The following is a 24,450-nucleotide window of genomic DNA, read 5'->3' as shown; positions in this document are numbered from 1 at the left end:
TTAATAAAAATTTTATATTAAATTACTAAAAAATATAGGAGATAAAATGAAAAAAACAATCAAGGATATTGAACTTAAAGGAAAAAAAGTAATTCTAAGAGTTGATTTTAATGTCCCTGTTTCTAACGGAATGGTTATGGACACGAAAAGAATCGATGCAGCATTGCCAACAATCAAGTACATTTTAGACCATGGCGCATCACTAATTATGCTTTCACATTTAGGAAGAATAAAAGCTCCTGAAGACAAATTAAATAAATCGTTGAAGGTTGTTGTAGAAAAGTTTTCTGAAATTCTAGGCAAAAAAGTGGACTTTATTCCTGAAACTAGAGGTGAAGAAGTTAAAAAGGCAGCTTCAAACCTAAAACCAGGAGAAATTATTTTCTTAGAAAACACTCGTTTTGAGGATTTAAATGATAAGGCTGAGTCGGGAAACAATGAAGAATTAGCAAAATATTGAGCTAGCCTAGGAGATGTTTATGTTAATGATGCCTTTGGTGCTTCACATCGTGCTCATGCTTCAACGGCAGGTATTGCAAAATTCATCAAGGAATCAGCACTTGGTTTATTAATGAACAATGAAGTTTTACACTTATCTAAAATATTAGATGGATTCGAAAGACCATATGTTGCTATTATTGGAGGAGCAAAAGTTAGTGACAAAATCAAGGTACTTGAAAAATTATTCAATGTTGCTGATAAAGTTCTAGTTGTTGGTGGAATGGCATATACCTTCCAAAAAGCGTTGGGTCACAAAGTGGGAACATCAATTTGTGAAGATGACAAAGTAGAAATGGCAAAACAATATTTAATTGAATATAAGGACAAAATTGTTTTACCAATTGACAATGCTTACACTGATGAATTTGCTGATAAAACTCCTTTATTTACAACAAAAGATAATATCAACATTCCTGATGGATATATGGGATTAGATATTGGCCCACAATCAGTTGAGCTATTTAACGAAATTATCGCTTCCGCAAAAACAATATTTTGAAACGGACCTGCGGGAGTAACTGAATTCAAAAACTTTGAAAATGGAACAAAAGGTATTGCTATAGCTATTGCAAATAATGAAAGAGCTTACTCTGTTGTCGGTGGCGGTGATTCAGTAACTGCTATTAACAAACTAGGATACCAATCAAAATTCAGTTTTATTTCAACCGGTGGCGGAGCTTCTATCGAATTCATTCAAGGTAATAAAATGCCCGGTTTTGAAGCAATTCAAGATAAAGAGTAATAGTTTAATATAAATTAAAAGAGAGTTCATTTTTCAATGGACTTTTTTGTTTAATTTGTTAAAATTCTTTTATGAAAAAAACATGTTTAACATTAAAAGAAACTCAGTTTGCGATTGAAAAACTAAAAGACGTTTTTTCACATAAATTAAGAAAAGCCTTAAATCTTACAAGAGTATCGGCACCTATGTTTCTAAGAAGTAGTAGTGGCTTAAATGATGGTCTCTCAGGAGAAAAACCAGTTATATTTAGACCTAAAAATATTAATGAAGATATCGAAATTGTTCACTCACTAGCAAAATGAAAAAGAGATGCCCTGGCAAGATATAATTTTAACGTTTATGAAGGTATCTATACTGATATGAACGCAATAAGACAACAAGAAAATATTGATAAAACCCATTCTTTTTATGTCGACCAATGAGATTGAGAATTAGTTATAAATAAAAAGGATCGTAATATTAATTTTCTTAAAAAGGTTGTTAAAAAAATATATAAATGCCTTAAAGAAACAGAAAAAACAATTAATAAAATTTATCAAATTTTCGCAACAAAACTTCCAGAAAAAATTTTCTTTATTAGTTCAAATGAACTATATAATCTCTATCCAAATATTTCGCCTGAGGAGAGAGAATACGAGATAGCAAAAGAACACAAAGCTATTTTTATTTACCAAATTGGTTATCTATTAAATGATAATAAGCCACATTCAAAAAGAGCTAAGGACTATGATGATTGGATGCTTAATGGTGATTTAATTGTCTATGATCCAATCAACGATATCGCTTTGGAACTAAGCAGTATGGGAATTAGAGTGGATGGTGATTCACTAAGAAAACAATATCAACTAAGTGATTATGAAATAGCAAAAATAAGTCCATATCATAAGGCTATTTTAGAAAACAAATTGCCTTTAACTATCGGTGGAGGACTAGGGCAATCAAGAATTGCAATGTTTTTATTAGAAAAAAGACATATTGGTGAAGTTCAAGTTAGCATTTGAAATGATGAGACTAAAAAAACGATCAGTGAAAATGGCATAATTCTCTTATAAAATGATATACTTTTATCATAATTAAAATACATAAAGAGTTGTTAGCTTGACGGCGATGAAACATGCCAACCTGTTCATATAGAATAAGGTGGATAGTCAGAGATTTTTACAAAAAATCTAACATGTATCATTTGTAAGTTTATTTAGTCAAAAAACAACCTATAAAATAGAGTTGTTTTTTTATGTTTTTAATTATAGCTATAGAAATTTAAAGGAGAAATACAATGAAGAGATTATTAACAAGCGAATCTGTGGGTGCGGGACACCCAGATAAAATTTGTGACCAAATTTCAGATGCAATTGTCGATGCTTTATTAAAGCAAGATAAATATTCAAGAGTAGCATGTGACGTTATAGCAAATGATGACCTCATATATATTGGTGGCCAAATTTCAACAAAAGGTTATATTGATACTATTAAGGAAGCATGAAAAATACTTAAAAATTTAGGCTATAAGGAAAACGATTTTAAAATAATTAACGCAATTACTGAACAAAGTCCTGATATTGCTCAAGGAGTAAACAAGGACAACAATAAAGAATTAGGTGCTGGCGATCAAGGGATTTTGTTTGGTTATGCCACTTGCGAAAATGAGTATTATATGCCATGACCTATTGTGCTAGCTCATGAATTAGTAAAGCGTGCCGAAAATTTAAGAAGACATAAAAAATTTCCATATGCAAAATCAGATATGAAAAGCCAAGTCACAGTTGAATATGATGATAAAAAAAATACATATACTATTAAAAAAGTTTTAATGTCAATTCAACATGAGGAAAATTTTAATTATGATAAATTTAAAACCTTTATAAAAACAAATATCGTTGACTATGTTTTAAAAGAACATAATTTCAATTTAGATTATGAATTATTAATAAATCCCACCGGTAGATTTGTAATAGGGGGGCCAACCGGAGATACTGGTTTGACTGGTAGAAAAATAATTGTCGACACTTATGGTGGTTTTGCAAGACATGGTGGTGGGGCGTTTTCAGGTAAGGACGCAACCAAAATAGACCGTTCTGCAGCATATATGGCAAGATATATAACCAAAAATTTTGTTGCTGCTGGCATTGCAAAAAAAATGGAAATCCAATTATCTTATGCCATAGGATTGCCTAGACCACAATCAATTTATATTGAGACTTTTGGTACTTCTAAATATACAGAACAGGAAATAATTAATGCCGTTTATAAATTATTTGATTTAAGTGTTGAAGGAATTATAAACACACTAAATTTATTAAATCCAATTTTTCTACCAACCGCAACTTTTGGTCATTTTGGTAGAAATGACCTTAATTTAAGTTGAGAAAAAATTGACAAAATAAATGAAATAAAAGATTTCTTTAAAAATATAAAAAGATAAATTATAATTTTATATGTGTCTAGGGGATTAGTTTAATGGTAGAACAATGGACTCCAAACCCATTTGTGCGGGTTCGATTCCTGCATCCCCTGCCATATCATAAAATTGTTATAAAACAAGATGCATTACAAATGTATCTTGTTTTTTTAAAAAAGTAAAGCATTTTTTATTAATAGATTTAATAGGAAATGTAAAACGGCTAACTTCATGTTTTATGGCGATTTGGTTTATTTTTAATTTTTTCATTAGTTATATCGGTATAAATATCTTTTCTTTTTTTCTCAAAATCTGTTAAATTCTGGATTTCTATTTTTTTATATTTCACATTAACTCCTATAATTATTTTAAACTATAGGATGTTGCAAAATAATTGAGAATTTACAAATTACGAACAAAAATATGCCTTATTAAGAAATGGCAAAAAAGAATTTATAATTATTAAAAATAGCAAATAATATAGGAATTAAATTAAAATAAAGGAATAAAAATGGGATACCCAAAAATTATTATTAATGAAACTAAATTCAAAACTAACGTTAGAAGAGCAATCGAAATTTGCAAGGTTAAAAATATTGAAGTTTTAGCAGTAACTAAAGGTTTTTGTGGAAATAGAAGAATGGCGGAATTGTATGCTGATGCCGGCATAAAAAACTTTGGAGATTCACGGCTAGATAATTTTGAAATATATAAAGATATACCAGGTCACAAACAACTTTTAAGAATACCAATGATTTCTGAAATACCAAAAATGATTGAATTATGTGATTCATCATTAAATGGCGATTTAGATGTTATTAAAAAAATTAGTGATTATTGTTTAAAAAACAATAAAAAGCCACATGAAATTGTTTTAATGGTGGACTTAGGCGATAGAAGAGAAGGTGTTTTGCCAGAAGATGCTTTAAAATCAGCTAAATTAATTAATGAAATGAAAGGTGTTAAATTAATTGGTTTAGGATGCAATTTTGGGTGTTATGGTGCTAGAATACCATCTGATGAAACAATGAAACAATTCGTTGAAATCCAACATCAAATTGAGGGTGAACTTAATATCAAATTAACTCATATGTCAGGCGGAAACTCATTGAGTTTACATATGGTGTGAGAAAATCGTATGCCAGAAGAAATCAATGTTTTAAGAATGGGTTTTGCAATGATTTTTGGTACTGAAGATATGTATCGTCAAACAATTGATGGAATGTATCGTGATGCATTTAGATGCGAAGTTGAAGTTGTTGAAGTTGATTATAAAAGCTCAATGCCAATTGGTGCTTGTGGAATTGATGCGTTTGGACATGTTCCTTATTTTGAAGACATTGGTGATATAAAAAGAATTATTTTGGCAATCGGTAAATTGGATACAATGTTTGATGCCATGATCCCATATGATGAAAAACTAAAAATTTTAGGTGGATCTTCAGATCATATGATTATCAACGCTCAAGATTCAAATATTGAATATAAAGCCGGTGACATCGTTACTTTTGGTCTTGACTGAGGAAGTTTATTATATCTATTCAATTCTTCATATGTAATTAAAGAATTTGAAAAATAGTTTAATTTTTGTAAAAAATAACCAAACTTATTGAAAAAAGATTTTTTGGGACTGTAGATAATTTTGTGTAAAAATCTCCTAATAGCAAATATTTAAAATTAAAATATTTATATAGAAGATTTTTTAATATGCCAAAAAAAGAAATTAAAATGCTAAGCGTAAAAGAATTATATGATAAATATAAACCAGCAACTCAGGAAAAGGTTTGCAAAATTATTAAGCAAAATACCAAAGATCTTATTCAAATAATACCAGAAGAAGAAATGAAAAAACACCTTGTTACGATAGATATGAGCATGAAAAAGCGATAAAAGATAACTATTGAAATGGTAGTTATTCTAAAAATCTAAGATCAAATTTAGGTGAAATTGAACTTCAAATTCCGAGGGAAAACTCTGAATTTGAACCAACAATAATTCCAAAATACCAGTATGATATTTCTAAAATTGAAAGCCAAATTATGGGTCTTTATTCAAAAGGAATTTCAACGAGAGATATCTCTCAAATTATTAAGGAAATCTATAGGGTTAAAGTTGATGCTACCTTCGTTAACAGAGTAATTGATAAGATAATTTCACACATAACAAAGTGAAGAAATAGACCTTTAGAAAAAACTTATGCCATGGTTTTTATTGATGGAATAAGGCTAAAGTTAAAGAAGAAAATAAACTTGTTAAAAAGTCAGTTTACATAGTTATGAGATACTCTTTGGAAGGATATAGGATGTTTTGGGTTCGAAATTAGGGAATCTGAAAGTGCAAAATATTGAATTCAAGTACTAAATGACCTTAAATTAAGGGGCATTCATGAGATATATCTCATGGCGAGTGATAATTTAGTGGGAATTAGCGAAGCAATCAAAGCTGTTTATCCTAAAACACAAATTCAAAAGTGCATAGTTCATCAAATAAGAAATTCGACAAAACATGTTAACTATAAAGATTTAAAAGAATTTACCCAAGATATGAAAAATATTTATAAATCCAGCAACCTGGATGAGGCTTCAAGATTTCTTGAAATTTTTGAACAAAAATGAGATTCTAAATATCATTATGCAGTCAAAAGTTGAAGAAATAATTTCGATGAATTAGTTACTTTTTTTAATTTTCCAGCGGAAATTAGAAAACTAATTTATACAACAAATGTTATTGAAAATTTAAATAGAAATATTAGAAAAATTTCTAAAAATAAAACTTCATTTCCTACTGATGACTCTTTAATAAAGATAGTTTATTTTACAATTCAAAATCAAGTTGAAAAATGAGGTAAATCCGTTTCTGACTGAGGGGTTGTTTATAACCAATTGCAAATAATTTTCGAATAATAATAATAATAATAATAATTTAAAATAACCAAATAACATTTCGGAGATTAAATTCTCCGATTTTGTTATGTTATTTGGTTATTTTTACATAATAAATTTAGATTTATGTAAGCTATTCTCAAATCTCTTACTCAAAAAGTAAGCAGAAGATAAATTTACACAAAATTTACTACACGACCTATTAATAATGCAAATTATAAATATTTATCTCTTTTTCGTTACCATCCTTTGCTTTCAATTCTTCATATTCCTTTATTTTTGAATAATCACTAGGTATGTATCTATTTATAAAAATTTTTAAAGTTGCATCTTTTTTATCGTTATCTATTCCGATTATTATAATATCTGCAATGTCCAATTCCTTATCATTATATTTAACCTTATGTTTATTAATAGCCGAAAGAAAAGATCTTGTTTGTAAAAAACTAGGATAAGGTGAATGAATTGTTTTTTTTCAATTTGTTACGTCTTTATAAGTGTCTTCTGAGCTTGTTTTAAAAATTTTAAAATCTTCTAAATCCTGAAATGGTGTAGCATATCATTGCTCAAATTCAAACCCATAAGGTAGAAATTGAGTAATCATTTTTTTAGGAAGATAAAATAGCACTATATCCTTTAAATTTGATATTTTTTCTTCAAATTCTTCTCTAAAATCTCCTTTATTATCTTTTGATGTATTTATAAGTTTAATTTTCAATGGGATAACATAAAAACCCTCTTTCTTAATGCTATTTATATATTTTTTAACTTCCTCTATTTTATTAGAGGTTTTAAATTCATATTTTTTAAAAGGATTTTTAATTAAAATGTTATCGCCCTTAAAGGCATCCTTATAAAGAGTTACATCTTCTAAATAATTTCTATGAGGCATTGATGGTCCGATTGGCATATTAAGACGATCTAAATGTGTTATCACCGAATATATGCTAAAGCCAAGCAATGGAGCACCAATCACAACAGTTGGCACTAGCGCGCCTATTAATGCAATTTTTGTTTTCTTTTTCATTATTTTATTAACTCGCAATCCTTTAATCTTTCTGTAATTTCACTTCCAGTAACAAAATTAGCACCATCCCAAAAATATTTTCCTAATTCACCTTGATTTTTATTTTCTAAATATTCAAGCCATTTAATGTTATTTGTATCAATAACTAAATGTATAATCAACATATTTTTTGTTTAATAGATTTTTAATAATTTCTTTCCTATTTCAGTATGTTGTACCCTTCTTGAATTTAAATTTTTCTAAAAGATCTTCCATATAAACATCATTTAATTTTGGAGAAAAACAATTTTCTTTTAAATATTTAACTTTTTCATTATTAGTTAAATTGGAAAAATATGTTCTGAGCTGGTGAGTTTTTTTCATACTCATAATCATAAACAAAATCACCATTTATAATTTCCCATGGCATTGTGTCATAATCATATATTATTCCTGCATAAAAGGGTTTTGTTTTATCTATATATTTTTCTTCTTTTTGAAATCCTAAATATCTAGGATTTAAAAAATAATTATTGTAAAGTATCATCTGATTTATGGCAATATAGCCGCATATTCCGTCTCAGTCTTCTTCGTTTGTGTAATATTTAGCATCATTAATTCCAAAAACCTTATTGTTGTTTGATTTAAAAAATCATGAATACCCAATTTCATCATCAGCATATAAAAAACCGTTGTATTCATTTCTTATACCATTTTTCTTGAAATCTGTTAAACTAGAATTTTTTTACGGTGCTTAAATTCCAAATATTAAAATTGCTAAAATTAACATTTTTAAAATTTTTTTCAATTTTTTTAGATTGATCTTTTCAATCATCGGTCACATTTTTGGTTTTCTTAATAGACCTATGAACGTCACCAGGAAATGGTTTATCCCTATCGCGAATATTTGTATAATCAAATGATGTTTCGCTATTTCTTAATATTATTGCATCCTTATTAGGAAACATTAGCATCATTTCTGGCGTAAAAATATAATAAGGATTAACTTCTACTATTTTTTCTCTGCCATGATCAAAGATTGAATAACCACCATTTTCATAGCCGACTATATAGTTATATTTATCAATATTAAAAAAATTACCTGATATAAATTTAATTTTGGTATCTTGTCGCCCTGTTAGTCTTATAAAATCACACAAACAATAAGCACCAACTTTTTCCTTATATGTTATTTCTAATGCTTTATCTGTATTGTTACTATTTTTAGTATAAGAGATAGCTAATATTGGACTAACCACTAGCGGCATTCCTGATAAAAAAACTTATCTTTTTCATATATCCCCCTTAACTTAATTTTAAAACTTTAAATTTTTTCAACAATAAATGAGGCGTTTTTTACAAAAAATACATATTTAATATCAAAAAATAGACCCAAAACCCTAACTAGTTTTAGGCCTATTGGTTCTATTATTAACCTTTATTTTTTATAAAATATTCATTAATAAAATACTTCATTCTTACAATTTAATATTTTAAAAATTAAAACATTAAATAAAAAATTAATATATTATCCCTGTCTTCAATAAACAAATACAATATAAAAATTTCTTTTGTAATTTTATTTAGCTATCTTAAAATAACAAACATCTCCATCCTTCATTAGATAATTTCGGCCTTCTAGCATCATTTTACCTGCTTCTTTCGCTTGTTTTTCACCACCACAAGCAATATAGTCATCGTACTTAATAACCTCAGCTTTAACGAATTTCTTTTCAAAATCAGTATGAATAATCCCGGCACATTCAGCTGCATTCATTCCTTTTTTAAACACTCAAGCTCTTGTTTCAACTTCTCCAACAGTGAAATAGGTAGCTTGATCTAATAAATAAAAACTCTTAGATATAAGTTCGGCAAGTCCGGATTTATCGATATTATATTCATTTAAAAACATTGTTTTTTCTTCATTTAAAAAGCTAGATACTTCATATTCAATTTTTATACAAATTGGAATTATATATTCATTATTTTTTTCTAATTCTTGTTTTAATCTTAAAAAATGTTTTGCTTCTGATAGATTTTTATATGAATTTGCATCAAGATTAGCAACATAAATAGTAGGCTTAATTGTAAGAAATTGATAATTTTTAATAATTGCCAATTCCTCAGATGAAAAGTCAATATCCTTTAGCATTTTTTCATCAGATAAATAATCTTTAATTCTAACCAAAAGTTCATATTCTTTTTTTAATTCCTTATCATTTGAGTTAATTGCCTTTTTGCCAATACGCCCTAGAACATTTTCAACCATCTGCAAATCTGCTAAAATTAGTTCTAAATTAATTATTTTTAGGTCGGCCAATGGATCAATATGATTTCTCACATGAACTATATCATCATTTTCAAAACATCTAATTACGTGTACTATTGCATCCACTTCACGGATGTTAGATAAAAACTTATTACCTAATCCCTCACCCTTCGAGGCCCCTTCGACAAGTCCGGCAATATCAACAAATTGAAATGTTGCTGGAACAATTTTTCTAGCATTAACAAGAGATGCTAAACTATATAATCTTGAATCTTCTAAATTAACTATTGCAATATTAGGTTCAATAGTAGTAAATGCGTAATTAGCTGACTCTGCTTCATTTAATGTTAAGGCTGAAAAAAGTGTGCTTTTTCCAACGTTTGGTAATCCTACAATCCCTGCTTTTAATGACATAAAAACCTCCAATAAAGAAAAAAATTTATACTAATAATTTTAATGTAATATAAGAAAATAATTTATTATTATAACAATAAATAACTCACAGAATTTAAGGTAGGTTTATTATGTATAAAAGATTCTCAAAAGGTATGATTGAGATTATCACAGGTCCCATGTTTAGTGGGAAAACTGAGGAACTACTAAGAAGATTAAGAACATTATCATATGCTAAATTTAATAGTTTAGTAATTAAGCCTGAATATGACAATCGTTTTTCTGATAGCGAAATAGTAAGTCGCTGTGGATTAAAAGAAAGAACTTTTTCAATTAAACAAATTGAAGATATTTATGAATTGCTTGACAAAGCTAAATATGATGCAATTTTAATTGATGAGGCTCATTTTTTTGGAAATAATTTAATTTCAGTGGCCGATGATTTGGCAAACAGGGGATATTTAATAATAATTGCTGGACTTGACCAAGATTATCGACGTCAACCTTTTGGACCGATGCCTAATTTAATGGCTATTGCTGAAACAATTACTAAATTGCATGCTATTTGCGTAATATGTCAAAATGTTGCAACTACTTCATATAGAAAAATAAAAAATAAGAGTTTAAATTTATTAGGTAATTACAATGAATATGAAGCTAGATGTCGTAAGTGTCATTTATTAGGTGAAAATGTTCAAAAAATAAAATAAAAAATGGGGCGTTCGAAGGGGATCGAACCCTCGTATGCCGGAGCCACAACCCGGAGCGTTAACCACTTCGCCACGAACGCCATTTTCTAAATTGCTTTATTATTTTAACATAAATAAACGTTTTTTTACAAATTTTAGGTTTATTATCTACAATGTAAAGCAAATTTTATAAGTTTGAGTTTTTAGTAGTCGCAATCAAAAAAACACACATTTATTTTGCGTGTTTTTTTGATAAATTAAGCTTTTGTATCTAATTGAAAAAGTTCAATTTCATAAATAGTAGAGTGACCTTTAAACTTAAATGGAAGAACAATTTTACCATCTGCTTTCTTTTCTAAGCAAAGTGCTTTTCTACTATTTTTCTTATTAGAATTATTTGCAAAAAGTATTTCTTTTTTACGCCAAAGATCAACGAAATCCTTTGAGAAAATTCCTGATCCAAGGTTTTTTGCTTTGTTTTTCTTGTTGGGTTTCTTTTCGGAGAACATAAAATCATTTTTTTGATCAAAAGTAACATAACCAAAGTAATGATGTTCTCTTTCATTTGATAACCTACTATTTCCTTTTGATATAGTAATAATTGCATTTTTAACATCTTCAGTAATTGAACTAGTTGATACAATTGAATTATTATTTATTTTATCAACTATTTTTTGTTGTTCCTCAGTTAGATTTTCCTTGGCATTTGCATCCGGTTGTTTTTTCTTGGCATCTGTATTTTTATTTAAGTTGTTTTTTGCTTGCTCAAGTAAATTAGACAATTTTTTTGGTAGCATCTTCTATTTTTTCAAAATCTGAATTATCTTGTTTAACAACTTCCTGTTGTTTTCTTAATTCATCGTCTAATTGCTTTTTAATATCATCATGTTTTTGGTTAGTAAGAGTTTTTGAATAATCTTCCACTTCTTTAGCTATTTTATTGAATGAAGCTAGTGCTTGTAGCTTAGAATCTTTTTCTTGTTGTGCATCATCAATATCCCTTTTTGCATTTTTGGCTTTAAGTGTAGCTTCAATTAATACTGATGAAATAGAATCAATTTGCTCCTTAGTACTTTTATCATTAATAGCATTTTCATTTTCTTGAATGACTTTATCCAATTCATCCTTTATTGCTTTATATCTAGAATCTGACTCCAATTCCTTGCTTATTTTTTTAGCGGCATTAAGATTATTATCAAATTCAACTCTTGCCTCGATTTCATCATCGATTGGTTCAGCCATTTTTTTTGCTTTTTCTGATGCATCTTTTAACTTTTTAGTTGCTGCTTCAAATTGTTCAGCAGTACTATTATCATTAATATTTTTAACTATTTCATTAACTTCCTTTTCAAGCATGGACTTTATTTCCGCATACTTAGGACCACTCAAATATGTTAATTGATCATCGATGATATCTTTTTGCTTTTTATATTCTTGTTTTGTTTTTTCTAAAATATTATTTGTATTATCACTACCGTGTTGTCCATCTATCATTTGTTTGGATTCTTTAGCAGAATCAATAGCATTGGCTATTTTATTTGCTGCTTGCTTGAATTGCTCAACACTAGACTTGTCAGAAATTTCTTTTTTAGCAGTATTAATAGATGATTCAAGTTTAATTTTAGCTTCCTTATACCTATCATCTAGCAACGAGGATAATAACTTATTTGCTTCATCCAATTTAGTGTTATATAAGGATTTAACAGCTTCTAATGAATTATTATTTTTTACATCTATAGTATTTTTCTTAATTTCGCTAACTTGACTAACTAACTTTAATAACGCATCCTTAAAATTGGAATTTGTTGACTTATCAGAATTTAGCACCTTTTTAGCGTTATCGATAGCTTTTTTAATTTCTAACTTTTGTGAATCATTAAGTTTCTTATTAGATTTTAATTCTTGCTCAAAGGTTTCGATTTGCTGAGATAGCTCTTTTTTAGGTTTAGCATGTAACACGATCCCTACTGATAAACCGGTTGCAAGCACGACAGCTGTACCGGTAATAGAACCTAACGAAATTAGTAATTTACTCGATTTTTTCATTTTAATTTTCTCCCACATTTTTAGCGCAAAAATTATTATTAGTGCAATTCATTTATTGTACAGGACTTATCTAATTTATAACATAACTAAATTAGTTATTTGTCATTTTCTTTAATTCATCGCTAGTAAATAGTTCTATTTCATATATCTTATCGCTGCCTTTAAACTTAAAAGGTAGAACAACTTTGCCATCCTCCTTTAATTCAAGACATAACGCTTTTCTTCTGCTATTTGAACCGGCATATAAGACATCTTTTCTATTTATTAAATCCATAAATTCTTTAGCAAATAAATTCCCAAGATCTTTCTTTTTTCCTTTTGAATTTTCAGAAAATTGCAAGGTTGGTTCTTGGCCTTTTTTTGGCCTCTTGTAGCTTAAATAGCCAAAGAAGTATCTCACGTGTTCATTTTTATCATGACTTTTAGGAGATTTGTATATTTCAATAATAGCTTTTTTAACATCCTCACTAATGGTGCTATTATTTAAAATTGTTTTGTTTTTTATTTTTTCAACTAATGCCTTTTGCTCGGCTGTTAAAGTTTCTTCTGTAGTATCTGGTTTTTGTGCGTCTCTTTTGATTTGTTCAAAGAAATTTTTAAGGCTTTTAGTAATATCTTTAATTTTGCGAGAAGTTGTATTTTCCTGATCTACAATACTTTTTTGTTTATTTAACTCAGCCTCTAATTTATTTTTAAGACCATCTTGTTCGGGCTTTTTTAATGTCTTAATAAACTCTTTAATTTCATTTTCTAATTTATAAAAATCGGCTTTTGCTTCTTTTTTAGTATCATCAGTTTTTGATTTATTATCAATTTTTTTCTTTTCTGCCTTAGCTTGATTAATTGCGTCATTAATTTCATTTGTGGCAGCAAGAAATTCATCCTTAGAACTTGATTCAGTTATCGTTTTTTTATTTTTATTAACTTTTTCTTCTAATGTCTTCTTAATAGTTGCGTATTCAGGTTTTGCTTCTAATGTTTCAATTAGTTCATTAGCTTTAGAAATAACTTTGTCATATTCTTCTTTAGCATTTTCTAAATTTTTATTAGAATTATTTAAATTATGAACATCAATTGATTGTTTTTCACTATTAGCAGTTTCAATAGCACTTATCAATGATTTAGTAGCATTTTCATACTGTTCTTTTGTACTTTTATCGCTAATTTCTTTTTTTGCTAAATTAATAGATGATTCCAATTTTCTTTTTATTTCTTTATATTCATCATTTGAAAGCATAGTTAGTAATTCGTTGGCTTCATTCAATTTAGATTCATATATTTTTTTAGCTTCGCTTAATAATAAATCAGGTTTTGAATCAAAGCTTTTTTTCCTAATCTCACTAACCTGACTAACGAGTTTTAATAATGCTTCTCTAAAATTAATATTTGATGATTTGTCAGAATTTAACACTTTCTTAGCATCATCAATTACCTTTTTAATCTCGGTTTTTTGCGATTCGTTAAGCTTACTATTAGATTCTAATTCTAATTCAAAAGCTTGAATTTGTTGTGCTAATTCTTTTTTTGGTTTTGCTTTCATAACTAAACCAACCGATAAACCGGTAGCAAGTAAAACTACTGCGCCTGTAATAGAACCTAACGTGATTCATAATTTACTTGACTTTTTCATTTTTTTTATAATCTCCCTAAATTTCAAAATAAATTTTTACTAATCAAATTTATTAAATCATTTAAATTGTTATTATTCGATAATGCTAGGATTTGTTTTAAGCATATTCTTTAATTCATCACTTTTGAATAACACTATTTCATAAATTTTTTCATGTCCGTTAAATTTAAAGGGCAATACGACAGTTCCGTCTTCTTTTAATTCAAGGCATAATGCTTTCCGGCCATTTTTGCTTTTTGACACACCGGCATAAACAACATCTTTTGACTTTATCATATCCATAAATTCTTTGGCAAATAAGTCTTTTCCAAGTTTCTTTATTTTATTTTTCTTTGAACTTGATTTTTCAGAAAGTTCTAATATATCTTTTTTTAATTTAATATAACCAAAAAAGTTTCTAACCTTCTCATCAACGATTTTACTTTTGCCTTTATATATATCTATAATATCTTTCTTTATTGTCTCCGTTAATGAAGATTGATTTAATATACTTTTATCATTAATTTTATCTACTATTACTTTTTGAGCAGATGTTAGATTTTCAACTTTTTCATCAATCTTTTGTGAATCTCTTTTTATTTGTTCAAAGAAATTTTTAAGTTTTTTAGTCTCAGCATTAATCTTTTTAGTAGTTAAATTACTTTTTTCTATATTTTGCTTTTGTTTATTTAATTCAGTTTCTAACTTGCTCTTAAGATCTTGTTGCTCAGGCTTTGTTAATGATTTTTGAATAAATTCAGTAATTTCAGTTTCAAGTTTTTTAAATTCAGCTTTTGCTTCATCAATTTTTTGTTTTAAAATTTCTTTTTTATCTATTTCCTTTTTTTCATTATTAGCAGATTCGATAGCAGCTTCTAATTCCTTGGTTGTATTTTTATATTCTTCATCAGTAGTTTTATCATTAATCTTTGCTTTAATTTGGTTTAATAAATCATCTAATTTTTTCTTGACATTTTCGTATTTAGTATCCTTAAGAGAACTTGATAATTGCTCAGCCTCCTTTAATTTTTTTTCATAATCTTTTTTGGCATCAACCTTTGGTGTGGTTTGCTTATCAAGTTCTATTTTTGCTTTTCTTGCATTGTCAAAAGCTTTTTCTAGTTTTTTTATTGCTTCTTTAAAATCATCAATGGTACTGCTATCACTAACACTATTAACAATCGCTTGAACTTCTTCCTGTAATTTATCTTTTATATCTTTATATTTGTCACCAGCCAATTCGACATCATATATATCAAGAAAATCATTGGATAATTTATTATAAAAAATCTGTTGTTGTTCTTCTAATTGGTGTTGTATTTTATCATCAATTGTTTTTTTATCATTCTTAGTTTTTTCTATTAATTCAGTTATTAACTTTGTAGCACTATCATATTGTTGTTTAGTACTCTTGTTTGTAACTTGATCTTTTAATTTCTTGAATGATTCATCAAATTTTTGTTTAATATCTTTGTATAAATCACCATCAAGTTCTTTTGATAATTTATCTCCTTCACTAATTTTTTCTTCATATTTATTTTTAGCTTCCAATAAATTCTTTTCTTCCAAATCAATTTGCTCTTTTAATTTCGAAGCTTCATCTATTGCCATTTGTAATTTAATTTTAGCTTCATCATAATCATGTTTTTTACTTTTGTTATTTAAATTATTAGTTATTTCTTTGATGGATAGATCTAATTTTGCTTTAACATCATAATACTTATTAGCTAAAAGCTTGTTTGATAGTTCTTTTGCTTCTTTAACTTTGTCATTAAAATCATTTTTAGTATTTTCGAGAGTATCAATTTCTTGTTTAGCTTGTATAGCTTCTTTTATCGCTACTTCTAGTTTTTGTTTTGCTTCGTCATAGTCGCTTTTTAAGCTGTCATCATTTATATTTTTTGTTGACTCATAGATAAATAAATCAAGTCTAGATTTAATGGCTTCATACCTTGGATATGATAATAGTATTTGTAATTGTTTAGCTTCTTGTAACTTGTTATTATACGATTTTTTTGCAAACCTCTTTAACTTGTCAATATCCATTTCTTCAGTATTTGGATTTTGTTTAATTTCTTCGACAGAATTAACTAATTGCGCAATGGCATTTTCAAAATTTAAATTTTGTGAAGAAGTGCCAGAAAGAAAAGCCTTGGCAGCTTCTATTGCCTGCTTAATTTTTGTCTTCTGGTTTTCGTTAAACGAAATATTAGTTTTTAATTCTTTTTCATATTGATCAATCTTTTGAATTAAAACATTTCTAGGCATAGATTGTTGTACAGTATAGATTGATATTCCCGCGGCTGCGACAATAGTTCCAACATTGGCTCCGCATAATGCAATTAATAATTTACTAGACTTCATTACGTGCTCCTTATTTATAAAAATAATTACTAATTATATATTTAAAACTCATTGAACTTATTTATAGTTGCTAGGTTTCTCATTGCTTGTAAATAACTCAATTTCATATACCTTGGTATGATCTTTAAACTTAAATGGCAATACTATTTTTCCATCACTTTTTAATTCAAGAGCTAACGCCTTTCGAGCACTTTTACCTGTTTTATTAGTTGGAAAAATTATTTCCTTTTCATGGACAAGTTTGATAAATTTCTCATTGAAAAATCCGATACCAAGATTCTTATGTTTTATTTTGCTTTTATTCTTTTTAGTAGGCTTTTTCGACGAGAACTCAAAACTATTATTTTTAAATTCAATGTATCCGAAATAATAATGAAAATTTTCACCAGATACTTTGCTATTGTCTTTAAGTACTTCCAAAATATGTTTTTTAACTTCTTCTGTAATTTTATCTATCTTTAATAATGTTTTACTATTTAACTTATTAACTATATCTTTTTGTTCTTGCGTTAATCCATCATCAGGTTCTTCGGCCTTGTTTGCTTCCGACTTAGCTTGTTCAAATATTTTTGTAAGTTTTTCCGTTGCGTTTTTTATTTTTTTAGGTGTTGATGATTCGACATTAACTATTTGTTTTTGCTTATTTAATTCATTTTCTAAATTAGTTTTAATACTCATTTGACTAGGTTTTGTTAATGTTTTTAAAAAATCTTCGACCTTTACTACCAAGGCCATAAATTCTGCTTCGGCATCCTTTTTTTCTTTTTCAGTATTTAATTTTTTGTCAATTTTGTTCTTCTCACTCTTAGCTTTTTTGATGGCTTTATCTACCTCGCTAATTGCATTACCAATTTCTTGTCTAGTATTATTCACATTTACTGAATCTTTCTTTTCTTTAACCACCTTTTCTAAATCGCCTTTAATATTTTTATATTCATTGTTACTACCGAGCTCAGCAGCAATTCTTTCTGCTTCGGCAACTTTTTCATGCAATTTTTCTATTAATTTTAATCTAGCTCCAATTTCTAGTATTTCATCATAAGCACTAGCAATTAACTCTTCTAATTTCTTAGTTGCTTCATCATACTCTGTTTTTGTATGTTTTCCACTACCTAATTTAGTTTTTATTTCTTCCACTTTTGAATGCAATTTGTTTTTGACTGAACTATATCTACTATCTGAAAAATTATCATTTTCAAACTTTTCTGCCTCTGCAACTTCGGCATCATAAGCTGCTTTTGACACTTCAGTTTCCAAAATTGTTTCTTTGGCTTTTTTGGCTTTGTTAATTGCCTCTTCTAATTTATTAATAGCATCATTATATTGATCTTTTGTTGATAAGCTTTGCGATGCTTCTTGAACCTCTTTATCAAATGTAGATTTAACCTCAACAAATTTAGATTCTATTAATTCTTTAGATAATTCATCAGCTTCACTTTTTTTAGATTCAAATGCTTTTTTGGCTTTTTCTAATTCAGAATCTTCGCTATCATCAATCATTTTCTTTTGCTTATTAGCTTCAGTAATAGCATCTTCTAAATCCTTAGTTGCTTCATCATACTCTGTTTTTGTATGTTTTCCACTACCTAATTTAGTTTTTATTTCTTCCACTTTTGAATGCAATTTGTTTTTGACTGAACTATATCTACTATCTGAAAAATTATCATTTTCAAACTTTTCAACCTCTGCAACTTTGGCATCATAAGCTGCTTTTGACACTTCAGTTTCCAAAATTGTTTCTTTGGCTTTTTTGGCTTTTTTAATTGCCTCTTCTAATTTATTAATAGCATCATTGTATTGATCTTTTGTTGATAAACTTTGCGATGCTTCTTGAACCTCTTTATCAAATGTAGATTTAACTTCAACAAATTTAGATTCTATTAATTCTTTAGATAATTCATCAGCTTCACTTTTTTTAGATTCAAACGCTTTTTTGGCTTTTTCTAATTCAGAATCTTTGCTATCATCAATCATTTTCTTTTGCTTATTAGCTTCAGTAATAGCATCTTCCAATTTTCTAGTTGCTTCATCATACTCTGCTTTTGTATGTTTTCCACTACCTAATTTAGTTTTTATTTCTTCCACTTTTGAATGCAATTTGTTTTTGACTGAACTATATCTACTATCTAAAAAATTATCATTTTCAAACTTTTCGACCTCTTTAACTTTGGCATCATAAGCTGCTTTTGACTCTTCAGTTTCCAAAATTGTTTCTTTGGCTTTTTTGGCTTTGTTAATTGCTTCTTCTAATTTATTAATAGCATCATTATATTGATCTTTTGTTGATAAGCTTTGCGATGCTTCTTGAACCTCTTTATCAAATGTAGATTTAACTTCAACAAATTTGGATTCTATTAATTGTTTAGATAATTCATCAGCTTCACTTTTTTTAGATTCAAACGCTTTTTTGACTTTTTCTAATTCAGAATCTTCGCTATCATCAATCATTTTCTTTTGCATATTAGCTTCGGTAATAGCATCTTCTAAATCCTTTGCAGCTCGGTCATATTGATCCTTTGTAGTTTTATCATTAATTAAATTGGTGTTTCTTTGAATAGTTCCATCTATTTTTTTCTTAACTTCTTCATATTTTGAATCAACTAATATAGAAGACAATTTCATAGCTTGCTGCAACTTTGCATTATATCTATTTTTAGAATTTTCCTTTTCTTTAATATCTGGGACTGGTTCAAAATTTTGTATGATTGCTTCATATGAACTAACTAATTGCGAAATAGCATTTTCAAAATTAGTATCATCCACGTTTTGCCCAATAAGAACCTTATTAGCTTCTTCGATAGCTTGTTTAATAGCAACCTTTTGTTCTTCACTAAGCTTTTTATTAGTTACCAATTCTTCTTGAATTTCTTTAATCTTTTTAATCAGAGCGTTTCTTGGTTTTTGTTTAATAGTTGTAGAAATAGAAATTCCTACTGATGCAATAATAGCACCCACATTAAGGGTACATAATGTTATTAATAATTTACTAGATTTTCGCATTCTTTAATACCTTTATGAAAGTTTAAGTTGTAATTTAATTATATATATTATATATTGTAGTACAGAGTGAAAATAATCATTATTTTCTAACTTGTTTTGGAATTTTTTTTAAAGAAAATTTAGGGTTTTCTTTAGGTTTAATGTAAAAATATAATTTATAGTTATTTTTATAGTTTTTTATATTAGCTAATATATTTTAAATATCTACTGGCAGTTAAACTAACGCCAATAACTTATTTGAGTCCTTAAAAAAATAAATAAAATACAGATTTCTCTGTATTTATAGTTTTTTATTTTGTTCTGCCAATTTCTTTTTTAAAACAACTTCTTCAATAATAGTATATTTCTTTTCATTTGTTTTTTTAAACTTGATTTCTGTATCAATTGGTTTAACGTCAATATTATTGACAATCAATGAAAGCAAATTATCTCTAAATTCAACAATCCCACGATCTATATAAAAAATCCGGTTATTGTTATCTTGATCTTTAATAATTATTTGTGAGGGAACTAATGCCGCTAAAAATGGAACAGCATCTTTCATTAGACCAATTTGCCCCTCAGTAGTGGTAAATGTTACGATACTACCTTTACCTTGATAATATACACAATTTGGCGTTGTTATAACTATTTCAATGAATTTATCATTCATAACTATTTGTCAAATACATATCCAAGGTTTTTAGCTTTTTCAATAACATCTTCAATAGTACCAACATATAAAAATGCTTCTTCTGGTAGATCATCATATTTTCCACTTAAAATTTCTTTAAATGATCTAATGGTATCTTGTAATTTAATGTATCTACCCTTTATACCACTAAATTTTTCAGCAACAAAAAATGGTTGGGACAGGAAACTTCTTATTCTACGTGCTCTAGCAACAACCTTCTTGTCTTCCTCTGATAATTCATGCATACCCAATATTGCAATAATATCTTGTAATTCCTTAAATCTTTGCAAAATATTTTGTACTTCTCTCGCAGTATTGTAATGATCTAAACCAACGATATTAGGATCCATCATACGTGAATTAGAACCCAATGGGTCAATAGCAGGATAAATACCTAATGCTGCAATATCACGATCTAAAACAGTTTTCGCATCTAGATGAGTAAATGTGGTCGCAGGAGCAGGGTCAGTAAGGTCATCAGCAGGAACATAAACTGCTTGAACAGATGTTATTGATCCCTTATTTGTAGAAGTAATTCTTTCTTGCAATTGCCCCATTTCGACTGCTAATGTTGGTTGATACCCAACGGCAGAAGGCATTCTACCTAGCAATGCCGAAACTTCTGAACCTGCTTGGGTAAATCTAAAGATATTATCAATGAATAAAAGCACATCTTGGCCCATTTGATCACGGAAATACTCGGCCATAGTTAGTGCAGTAAATGGTGCTCTCATTCTAGCGCCTGGAGGCTCATTCATTTGTCCAAATACTAATGCAGTTTTATCTAAAACACCACTTGCCTTCATTTCGTGGTATAAGTCATTACCCTCTCTTGTTCTTTCGCCAACACCAGCAAATACTGATAAACCACCATGTTGTTTTGCAATATTATTAATCAATTCTTGTATTAAAACAGTTTTGCCGACACCAGCCCCACCAAAAAGACCAATTTTTCCACCTTTAATGTATGGTATTAATAAGTCAATAACCTTAATACCAGTTTCAAATATTTCCAAAGTGGATTTTTGTTCTTCAAAACTAGGTGCGCTTCTATGGATGGGCATTTGTTGCTCAAAATCGCCTCCTAGCAAGTCAATAGGTTGACCTAAAACATTAAACATTCTTGAAAGAATTTCCTTACCAACAGGTGCAGTAATTGGTCTTTTAAGGTCCAATACCTTCATGCCACGTCTTAAACCAATGGTTAAACTCATGGCTATTGTTCTTACAGTGTCATTACCAATATGTTGAGCAACCTCAAGAATTTGTTTGTTGTTAGGGTTTTTTTCATCAATAACTTCCAAGGCGTTAAGCATTTTAGGTGCAGTGCCTTCCTTAAATCTGACATCAATAACAGCACCAAGAATTTGGGTAATAACACCATAATTTAATTCATTATTTTTTTTATTAGTCATTTTCTTTATCCTTTCTTTAAGATCCGACACCATTAACAATTTCAGTCAATTCTTGTGTTATCTTTGATTGACGCGAACTATTATATTCAATTTTTAATTCATCAATAAGGTCCTCGGCATTATCAGAAGCCTGTTCCATTGCTGTTCTTCTTTGACTAGTTTCTGCCAATTTTGCATTAGTTAAAGCATGAAAAATAGATGCTTCAAAGAATATTCTAAATGAGTTAATTAAAATGGTTTCAGGGTTGGGCTCAAAAACAATCTCCCTAATCCCTTTATCTTGGTGAAAACTTTGATTATTTTTTTCGATTTTGCCAATCGTGTTTGCTGAAATTGGAAAAATTTCTTGAACGACAGGATCGGCCTTTAATGGGTTTTCATAATTGGTATAAATTAATTTAACTGAATTTAAAAGTGATATTTCTAAAACATCATAAATCTTATTTGAAATCACTTGAGCTATTTCATATGTTGGATTATCGCCGATTTGTGTTAAGGTTTGGATAATGTGATATTTTTTATTTTTTTCAATTAGGCTTAACAATTTAGAGCCAATAACAATCAAAATATCTTCACCTGTAACAACTTCATTTATCATTTTATACATTTCGGAATTGAATGATCCACATAGACCTAAATCACTCCCAAAAATAATATATAAATTACGACGATTGCTAAATTTTCATGCATGCTTATTTAATAATTTGTCAATATCCTGCGTTGAATTTTTTACAAGATTAATAAAAATAGCTTCAACATTTTTAAAGTAAGATTTAACCTCACTAATTTTGTTTTTAATTTTTGAAAACTTAGCAGTGGCTACAAGTTCCATAGCCTTCGTTATTTTTTTGGTAGAATTAATTGAATTAATACGTTGCTTTATTTTTTGCAAGCTTTCCATGGTAATTCAGGGATAGGCATAAAGTTTTCAGGATTATATAGGGGAATAGTCTTTATAAACAGGTCATTAAATAAAATGATTTGATTATAAATTTCTTCAATTAATTCATTAGTTCAATCATTAGATTCATCGATCTTTCTCATGATTTTTATTGCTTTAGGTTCTGTTGCAAAATAAGTTAGAATTTCTTGACGATATTTAATAATGTTGTTTTTAGGGATTACATTAATTAAGCGATACTTAGCAAGGAATAATAAGATAATTTGTTGACCAGGAGAATATGGTGAAAATTGTGACTGTTTCAACAACTCATAGACCTTAGCACCATGTTCCAAAATAATTCTTGTATTTTGGTCTAAATCAGAACCAAATTGTGCAAATGCTTGCATTTCATTATATTGAGCTAATTCTAGCTTTAAACTTGAAACCACCTTTTTAGTCATTTTGGTTTGCGCGGCTGAACCAACTCTACTTACAGAATAACCAATATCAATTGCAGGTCTTTGTCCAGAATTAAATAAAGATTCTTTGGTAAAAATCTGACCATCAGTAATTGAAATAACATTAGTTGGAATATATGCTGAAATATCTTCAGCTTGTGTTTCGATAATTGGCAAGGCAGTTATTGAACCGCCACCATAATCGTTATTTAGTTTTGCAGATCTTTCTAGTAATTGCGAATGTAGATAAAAGACGTCACCAGGATATGCTTCACGGCCGGGAGGTCTTCTTAACAATAAAGATAATGTTCGATAAGCAACGGCATGTTTTGATAAGTCGTCATAAACTATTAAAACACTTTTACCTCTTGCCATCCATTCCTCAGCAATAGTTACACCAGTATAGGGTGCTATATATTGCAATGGTGCACTTTCAGAAGCTGATGCTGCAATGATAGTTGTGTATTTCATTGCATCATTCTTTTCAAGCTGATCAACAATTTGGGTAATTGTTGAATTTTTTTGGCCGATAGCCACATAGATACAATAAACATCTTTGCCTTTTTGGTTTAATATCGCATCAATGGCAATGGCTGTTTTTCCTGTTTGTCTATCACCAATAATTAGTTCACGTTGTCCTTTTCCGATAGGAATTAAAGCATCAATTGCCAAAATACCAGTATGTAAGGGTTCTGAAACTTCCTTACGTGTCATAACACCAGGCGCAATTTTGAAAATTGGTCGCTTTATTTCGCTATTAATTTTACCCTTACCATCAATTGGTAATGCTAGGGCGTTAATAACACGGCCCAATAAAGCGTCACCCACTTGAACCGAGATAACGTTGTGTGTTCTTTTGACATGTGAATTTTCCACAATATTACGATCATCGCCAGTAACAACAACACCAACCAACTCTTCTTCAAGGTTTAAGGCCATACCAACAATACCGCAATCAAATATTACTAATTCACCATATTCAACATTAGTTAAACCACTAACTAGAGCAATACCGTCACCAACAGTAATAACTCTACCTACTTCATCATAACTAACAGTTTCGTTGAAATCTTTAATTTGATTTTTAATGATAGCTGATAAATCACTGGGTTTTAAAGCCAT

22 protein-coding genes, 2 tRNA genes and 1 pseudogene are annotated in these 24,450 nt (G+C 28.5%); 8 read left to right on the top strand and 17 right to left on the bottom strand.

What is annotated here, in order from left to right; all coding sequences use genetic code 4:
- The first annotated feature begins 46 nt into the window (after positions 1-46).
- From ACWXVQ_RS00305 to ACWXVQ_RS00290, 4 genes are all read left to right on the top strand, one after another.
- Positions 47-1,243, top strand: coding sequence for a phosphoglycerate kinase (locus ACWXVQ_RS00305; RefSeq protein ID WP_438340731.1), 1,197 nt, complete (start codon positions 47-49; stop codon positions 1,241-1,243).
- A 71-nt stretch (positions 1,244-1,314) separates the two neighbouring features.
- Entirely contained in the window at positions 1,315-2,295 is a 981-nt protein-coding gene (asnA, locus tag ACWXVQ_RS00300) for an aspartate--ammonia ligase (protein ID WP_456013160.1), read from the top strand.
- Between the two features lie 224 nt (positions 2,296-2,519).
- On the top strand, positions 2,520-3,665 hold the full coding sequence (gene metK / locus ACWXVQ_RS00295) for a methionine adenosyltransferase (RefSeq protein WP_438340729.1): 1,146 nt from the start codon (positions 2,520-2,522) through the stop codon (positions 3,663-3,665).
- A gap of 21 nt (positions 3,666-3,686) precedes the next feature.
- A tRNA-Trp gene (locus tag ACWXVQ_RS00290) sits at positions 3,687-3,760 on the top strand.
- Between the two features lie 104 nt (positions 3,761-3,864).
- Here ACWXVQ_RS00290 and ACWXVQ_RS00285 read toward each other — a convergent pair.
- A complete protein-coding gene (locus ACWXVQ_RS00285) occupies positions 3,865-3,990 on the bottom strand; it encodes a hypothetical protein (protein WP_456013159.1) in 126 nt (41 codons plus the stop codon).
- Positions 3,991-4,152: 162 nt separating this feature from the next.
- On the opposite strand from ACWXVQ_RS00285, the gene ACWXVQ_RS00280 reads away from it, so the two are divergent.
- From ACWXVQ_RS00280 to ACWXVQ_RS00270, 3 genes and pseudogenes are all read left to right on the top strand, one after another.
- Positions 4,153-5,220, top strand: coding sequence for an alanine/ornithine racemase family PLP-dependent enzyme (locus ACWXVQ_RS00280; RefSeq protein ID WP_456013158.1), 1,068 nt, complete (start codon positions 4,153-4,155; stop codon positions 5,218-5,220).
- A gap of 128 nt (positions 5,221-5,348) precedes the next feature.
- A complete protein-coding gene (locus tag ACWXVQ_RS00275) occupies positions 5,349-5,531 on the top strand; it encodes a hypothetical protein (RefSeq protein WP_456013156.1) in 183 nt (60 codons plus the stop codon).
- Positions 5,528-6,544: pseudogene (locus ACWXVQ_RS00270) on the top strand (IS256 family transposase). The gene ACWXVQ_RS00275 and the pseudogene ACWXVQ_RS00270 overlap by 4 nt, the downstream one beginning before the upstream one ends.
- A 181-nt stretch (positions 6,545-6,725) precedes the next feature.
- Here ACWXVQ_RS00270 and ACWXVQ_RS00265 read toward each other — a convergent pair.
- From ACWXVQ_RS00265 to ychF, 6 genes are all read right to left on the bottom strand, one after another.
- Positions 6,726-7,550: a hypothetical protein gene (locus ACWXVQ_RS00265; protein ID WP_456002286.1), complete on the bottom strand. Its 825-nt coding sequence runs from the start codon at positions 7,548-7,550 to the stop codon at positions 6,726-6,728.
- The gene (locus tag ACWXVQ_RS00260; RefSeq protein ID WP_456013154.1) at positions 7,550-7,714 is read right to left on the bottom strand and encodes a hypothetical protein; all 165 of its coding nucleotides are present in this window, start codon (positions 7,712-7,714) and stop codon (positions 7,550-7,552) included. Before ACWXVQ_RS00260 ends, ACWXVQ_RS00265 begins: the two co-directional genes overlap by 1 nt.
- 152 nt (positions 7,715-7,866) lie before the next feature.
- On the bottom strand, positions 7,867-8,076 hold the full coding sequence (locus ACWXVQ_RS00255) for a hypothetical protein (protein ID WP_456013152.1): 210 nt from the start codon (positions 8,074-8,076) through the stop codon (positions 7,867-7,869).
- Positions 8,077-8,081: 5 nt separating this feature from the next.
- Positions 8,082-8,231, bottom strand: coding sequence for a hypothetical protein (locus tag ACWXVQ_RS00250; RefSeq protein WP_456013151.1), 150 nt, complete (start codon positions 8,229-8,231; stop codon positions 8,082-8,084).
- Positions 8,232-8,263: 32 nt separating this feature from the next.
- The gene (locus ACWXVQ_RS00245) at positions 8,264-8,797 is read right to left on the bottom strand and encodes a hypothetical protein (protein WP_456013149.1); all 534 of its coding nucleotides are present in this window, start codon (positions 8,795-8,797) and stop codon (positions 8,264-8,266) included.
- Positions 8,798-9,108: 311 nt separating this feature from the next.
- Positions 9,109-10,212 (bottom strand): redox-regulated ATPase YchF, encoded by a 1,104-nt coding sequence (ychF, locus tag ACWXVQ_RS00240; protein WP_455994235.1) that lies wholly within the window; start codon positions 10,210-10,212, stop codon positions 9,109-9,111.
- Positions 10,213-10,322: 110 nt separating this feature from the next.
- On the opposite strand from ychF, the gene ACWXVQ_RS00235 reads away from it, so the two are divergent.
- A complete protein-coding gene (locus ACWXVQ_RS00235) occupies positions 10,323-10,901 on the top strand; it encodes a thymidine kinase (protein WP_456013148.1) in 579 nt (192 codons plus the stop codon).
- A gap of 4 nt (positions 10,902-10,905) precedes the next feature.
- On the opposite strand, the gene ACWXVQ_RS00230 is transcribed toward ACWXVQ_RS00235, so the two are convergent.
- The 10 genes from ACWXVQ_RS00230 to atpA all read right to left on the bottom strand — a co-directional run bounded on the left by ACWXVQ_RS00230 (position 10,906) and on the right by atpA (position 24,450).
- Positions 10,906-10,981: transfer RNA gene (locus ACWXVQ_RS00230), tRNA-His, on the bottom strand.
- Positions 10,982-11,137: 156 nt separating this feature from the next.
- Positions 11,138-11,677, bottom strand: coding sequence for a hypothetical protein (locus ACWXVQ_RS00225; RefSeq protein WP_456013146.1), 540 nt, complete (start codon positions 11,675-11,677; stop codon positions 11,138-11,140).
- Entirely contained in the window at positions 11,655-12,926 is a 1,272-nt protein-coding gene (locus ACWXVQ_RS00220; protein WP_456013144.1) for a hypothetical protein, read from the bottom strand. The genes ACWXVQ_RS00225 and ACWXVQ_RS00220 overlap by 23 nt, the downstream gene beginning before the upstream one ends.
- 91 nt (positions 12,927-13,017) lie before the next feature.
- Complete coding sequence (locus ACWXVQ_RS00215; RefSeq protein ID WP_456013142.1) at positions 13,018-14,556, bottom strand: hypothetical protein; 1,539 nt, start codon at positions 14,554-14,556, stop codon at positions 13,018-13,020.
- Between the two features lie 72 nt (positions 14,557-14,628).
- A complete protein-coding gene (locus ACWXVQ_RS00210; RefSeq protein ID WP_456013140.1) occupies positions 14,629-16,899 on the bottom strand; it encodes a hypothetical protein in 2,271 nt (756 codons plus the stop codon).
- A 57-nt stretch (positions 16,900-16,956) separates the two neighbouring features.
- Positions 16,957-19,899: a hypothetical protein gene (locus tag ACWXVQ_RS00205; protein ID WP_456013138.1), complete on the bottom strand. Its 2,943-nt coding sequence runs from the start codon at positions 19,897-19,899 to the stop codon at positions 16,957-16,959.
- A gap of 280 nt (positions 19,900-20,179) precedes the next feature.
- Positions 20,180-20,551, bottom strand: coding sequence for a hypothetical protein (locus tag ACWXVQ_RS00200; protein WP_438340708.1), 372 nt, complete (start codon positions 20,549-20,551; stop codon positions 20,180-20,182).
- 2 nt (positions 20,552-20,553) lie between these two features.
- Positions 20,554-22,020, bottom strand: a complete 1,467-nt coding sequence (gene atpD, locus ACWXVQ_RS00195) for a F0F1 ATP synthase subunit beta (protein ID WP_438340707.1) — start codon at positions 22,018-22,020, stop codon at positions 20,554-20,556.
- Complete coding sequence (gene atpG / locus ACWXVQ_RS00190; protein WP_438340706.1) at positions 22,004-22,879, bottom strand: ATP synthase F1 subunit gamma; 876 nt, start codon at positions 22,877-22,879, stop codon at positions 22,004-22,006. The genes atpD and atpG overlap by 17 nt, the downstream gene beginning before the upstream one ends.
- Positions 22,867-24,450 (bottom strand): F0F1 ATP synthase subunit alpha, encoded by a 1,584-nt coding sequence (gene atpA, locus ACWXVQ_RS00185; protein WP_438340705.1) that lies wholly within the window; start codon positions 24,448-24,450, stop codon positions 22,867-22,869. Before atpA ends, atpG begins: the two co-directional genes overlap by 13 nt.

This window comes from Mycoplasma sp. 527 (genome assembly GCF_053851595.1).
The sequence above is the reverse complement of the archived record's forward strand: the minus strand, read 5'-3'. Positions and strand labels throughout refer to the sequence as shown.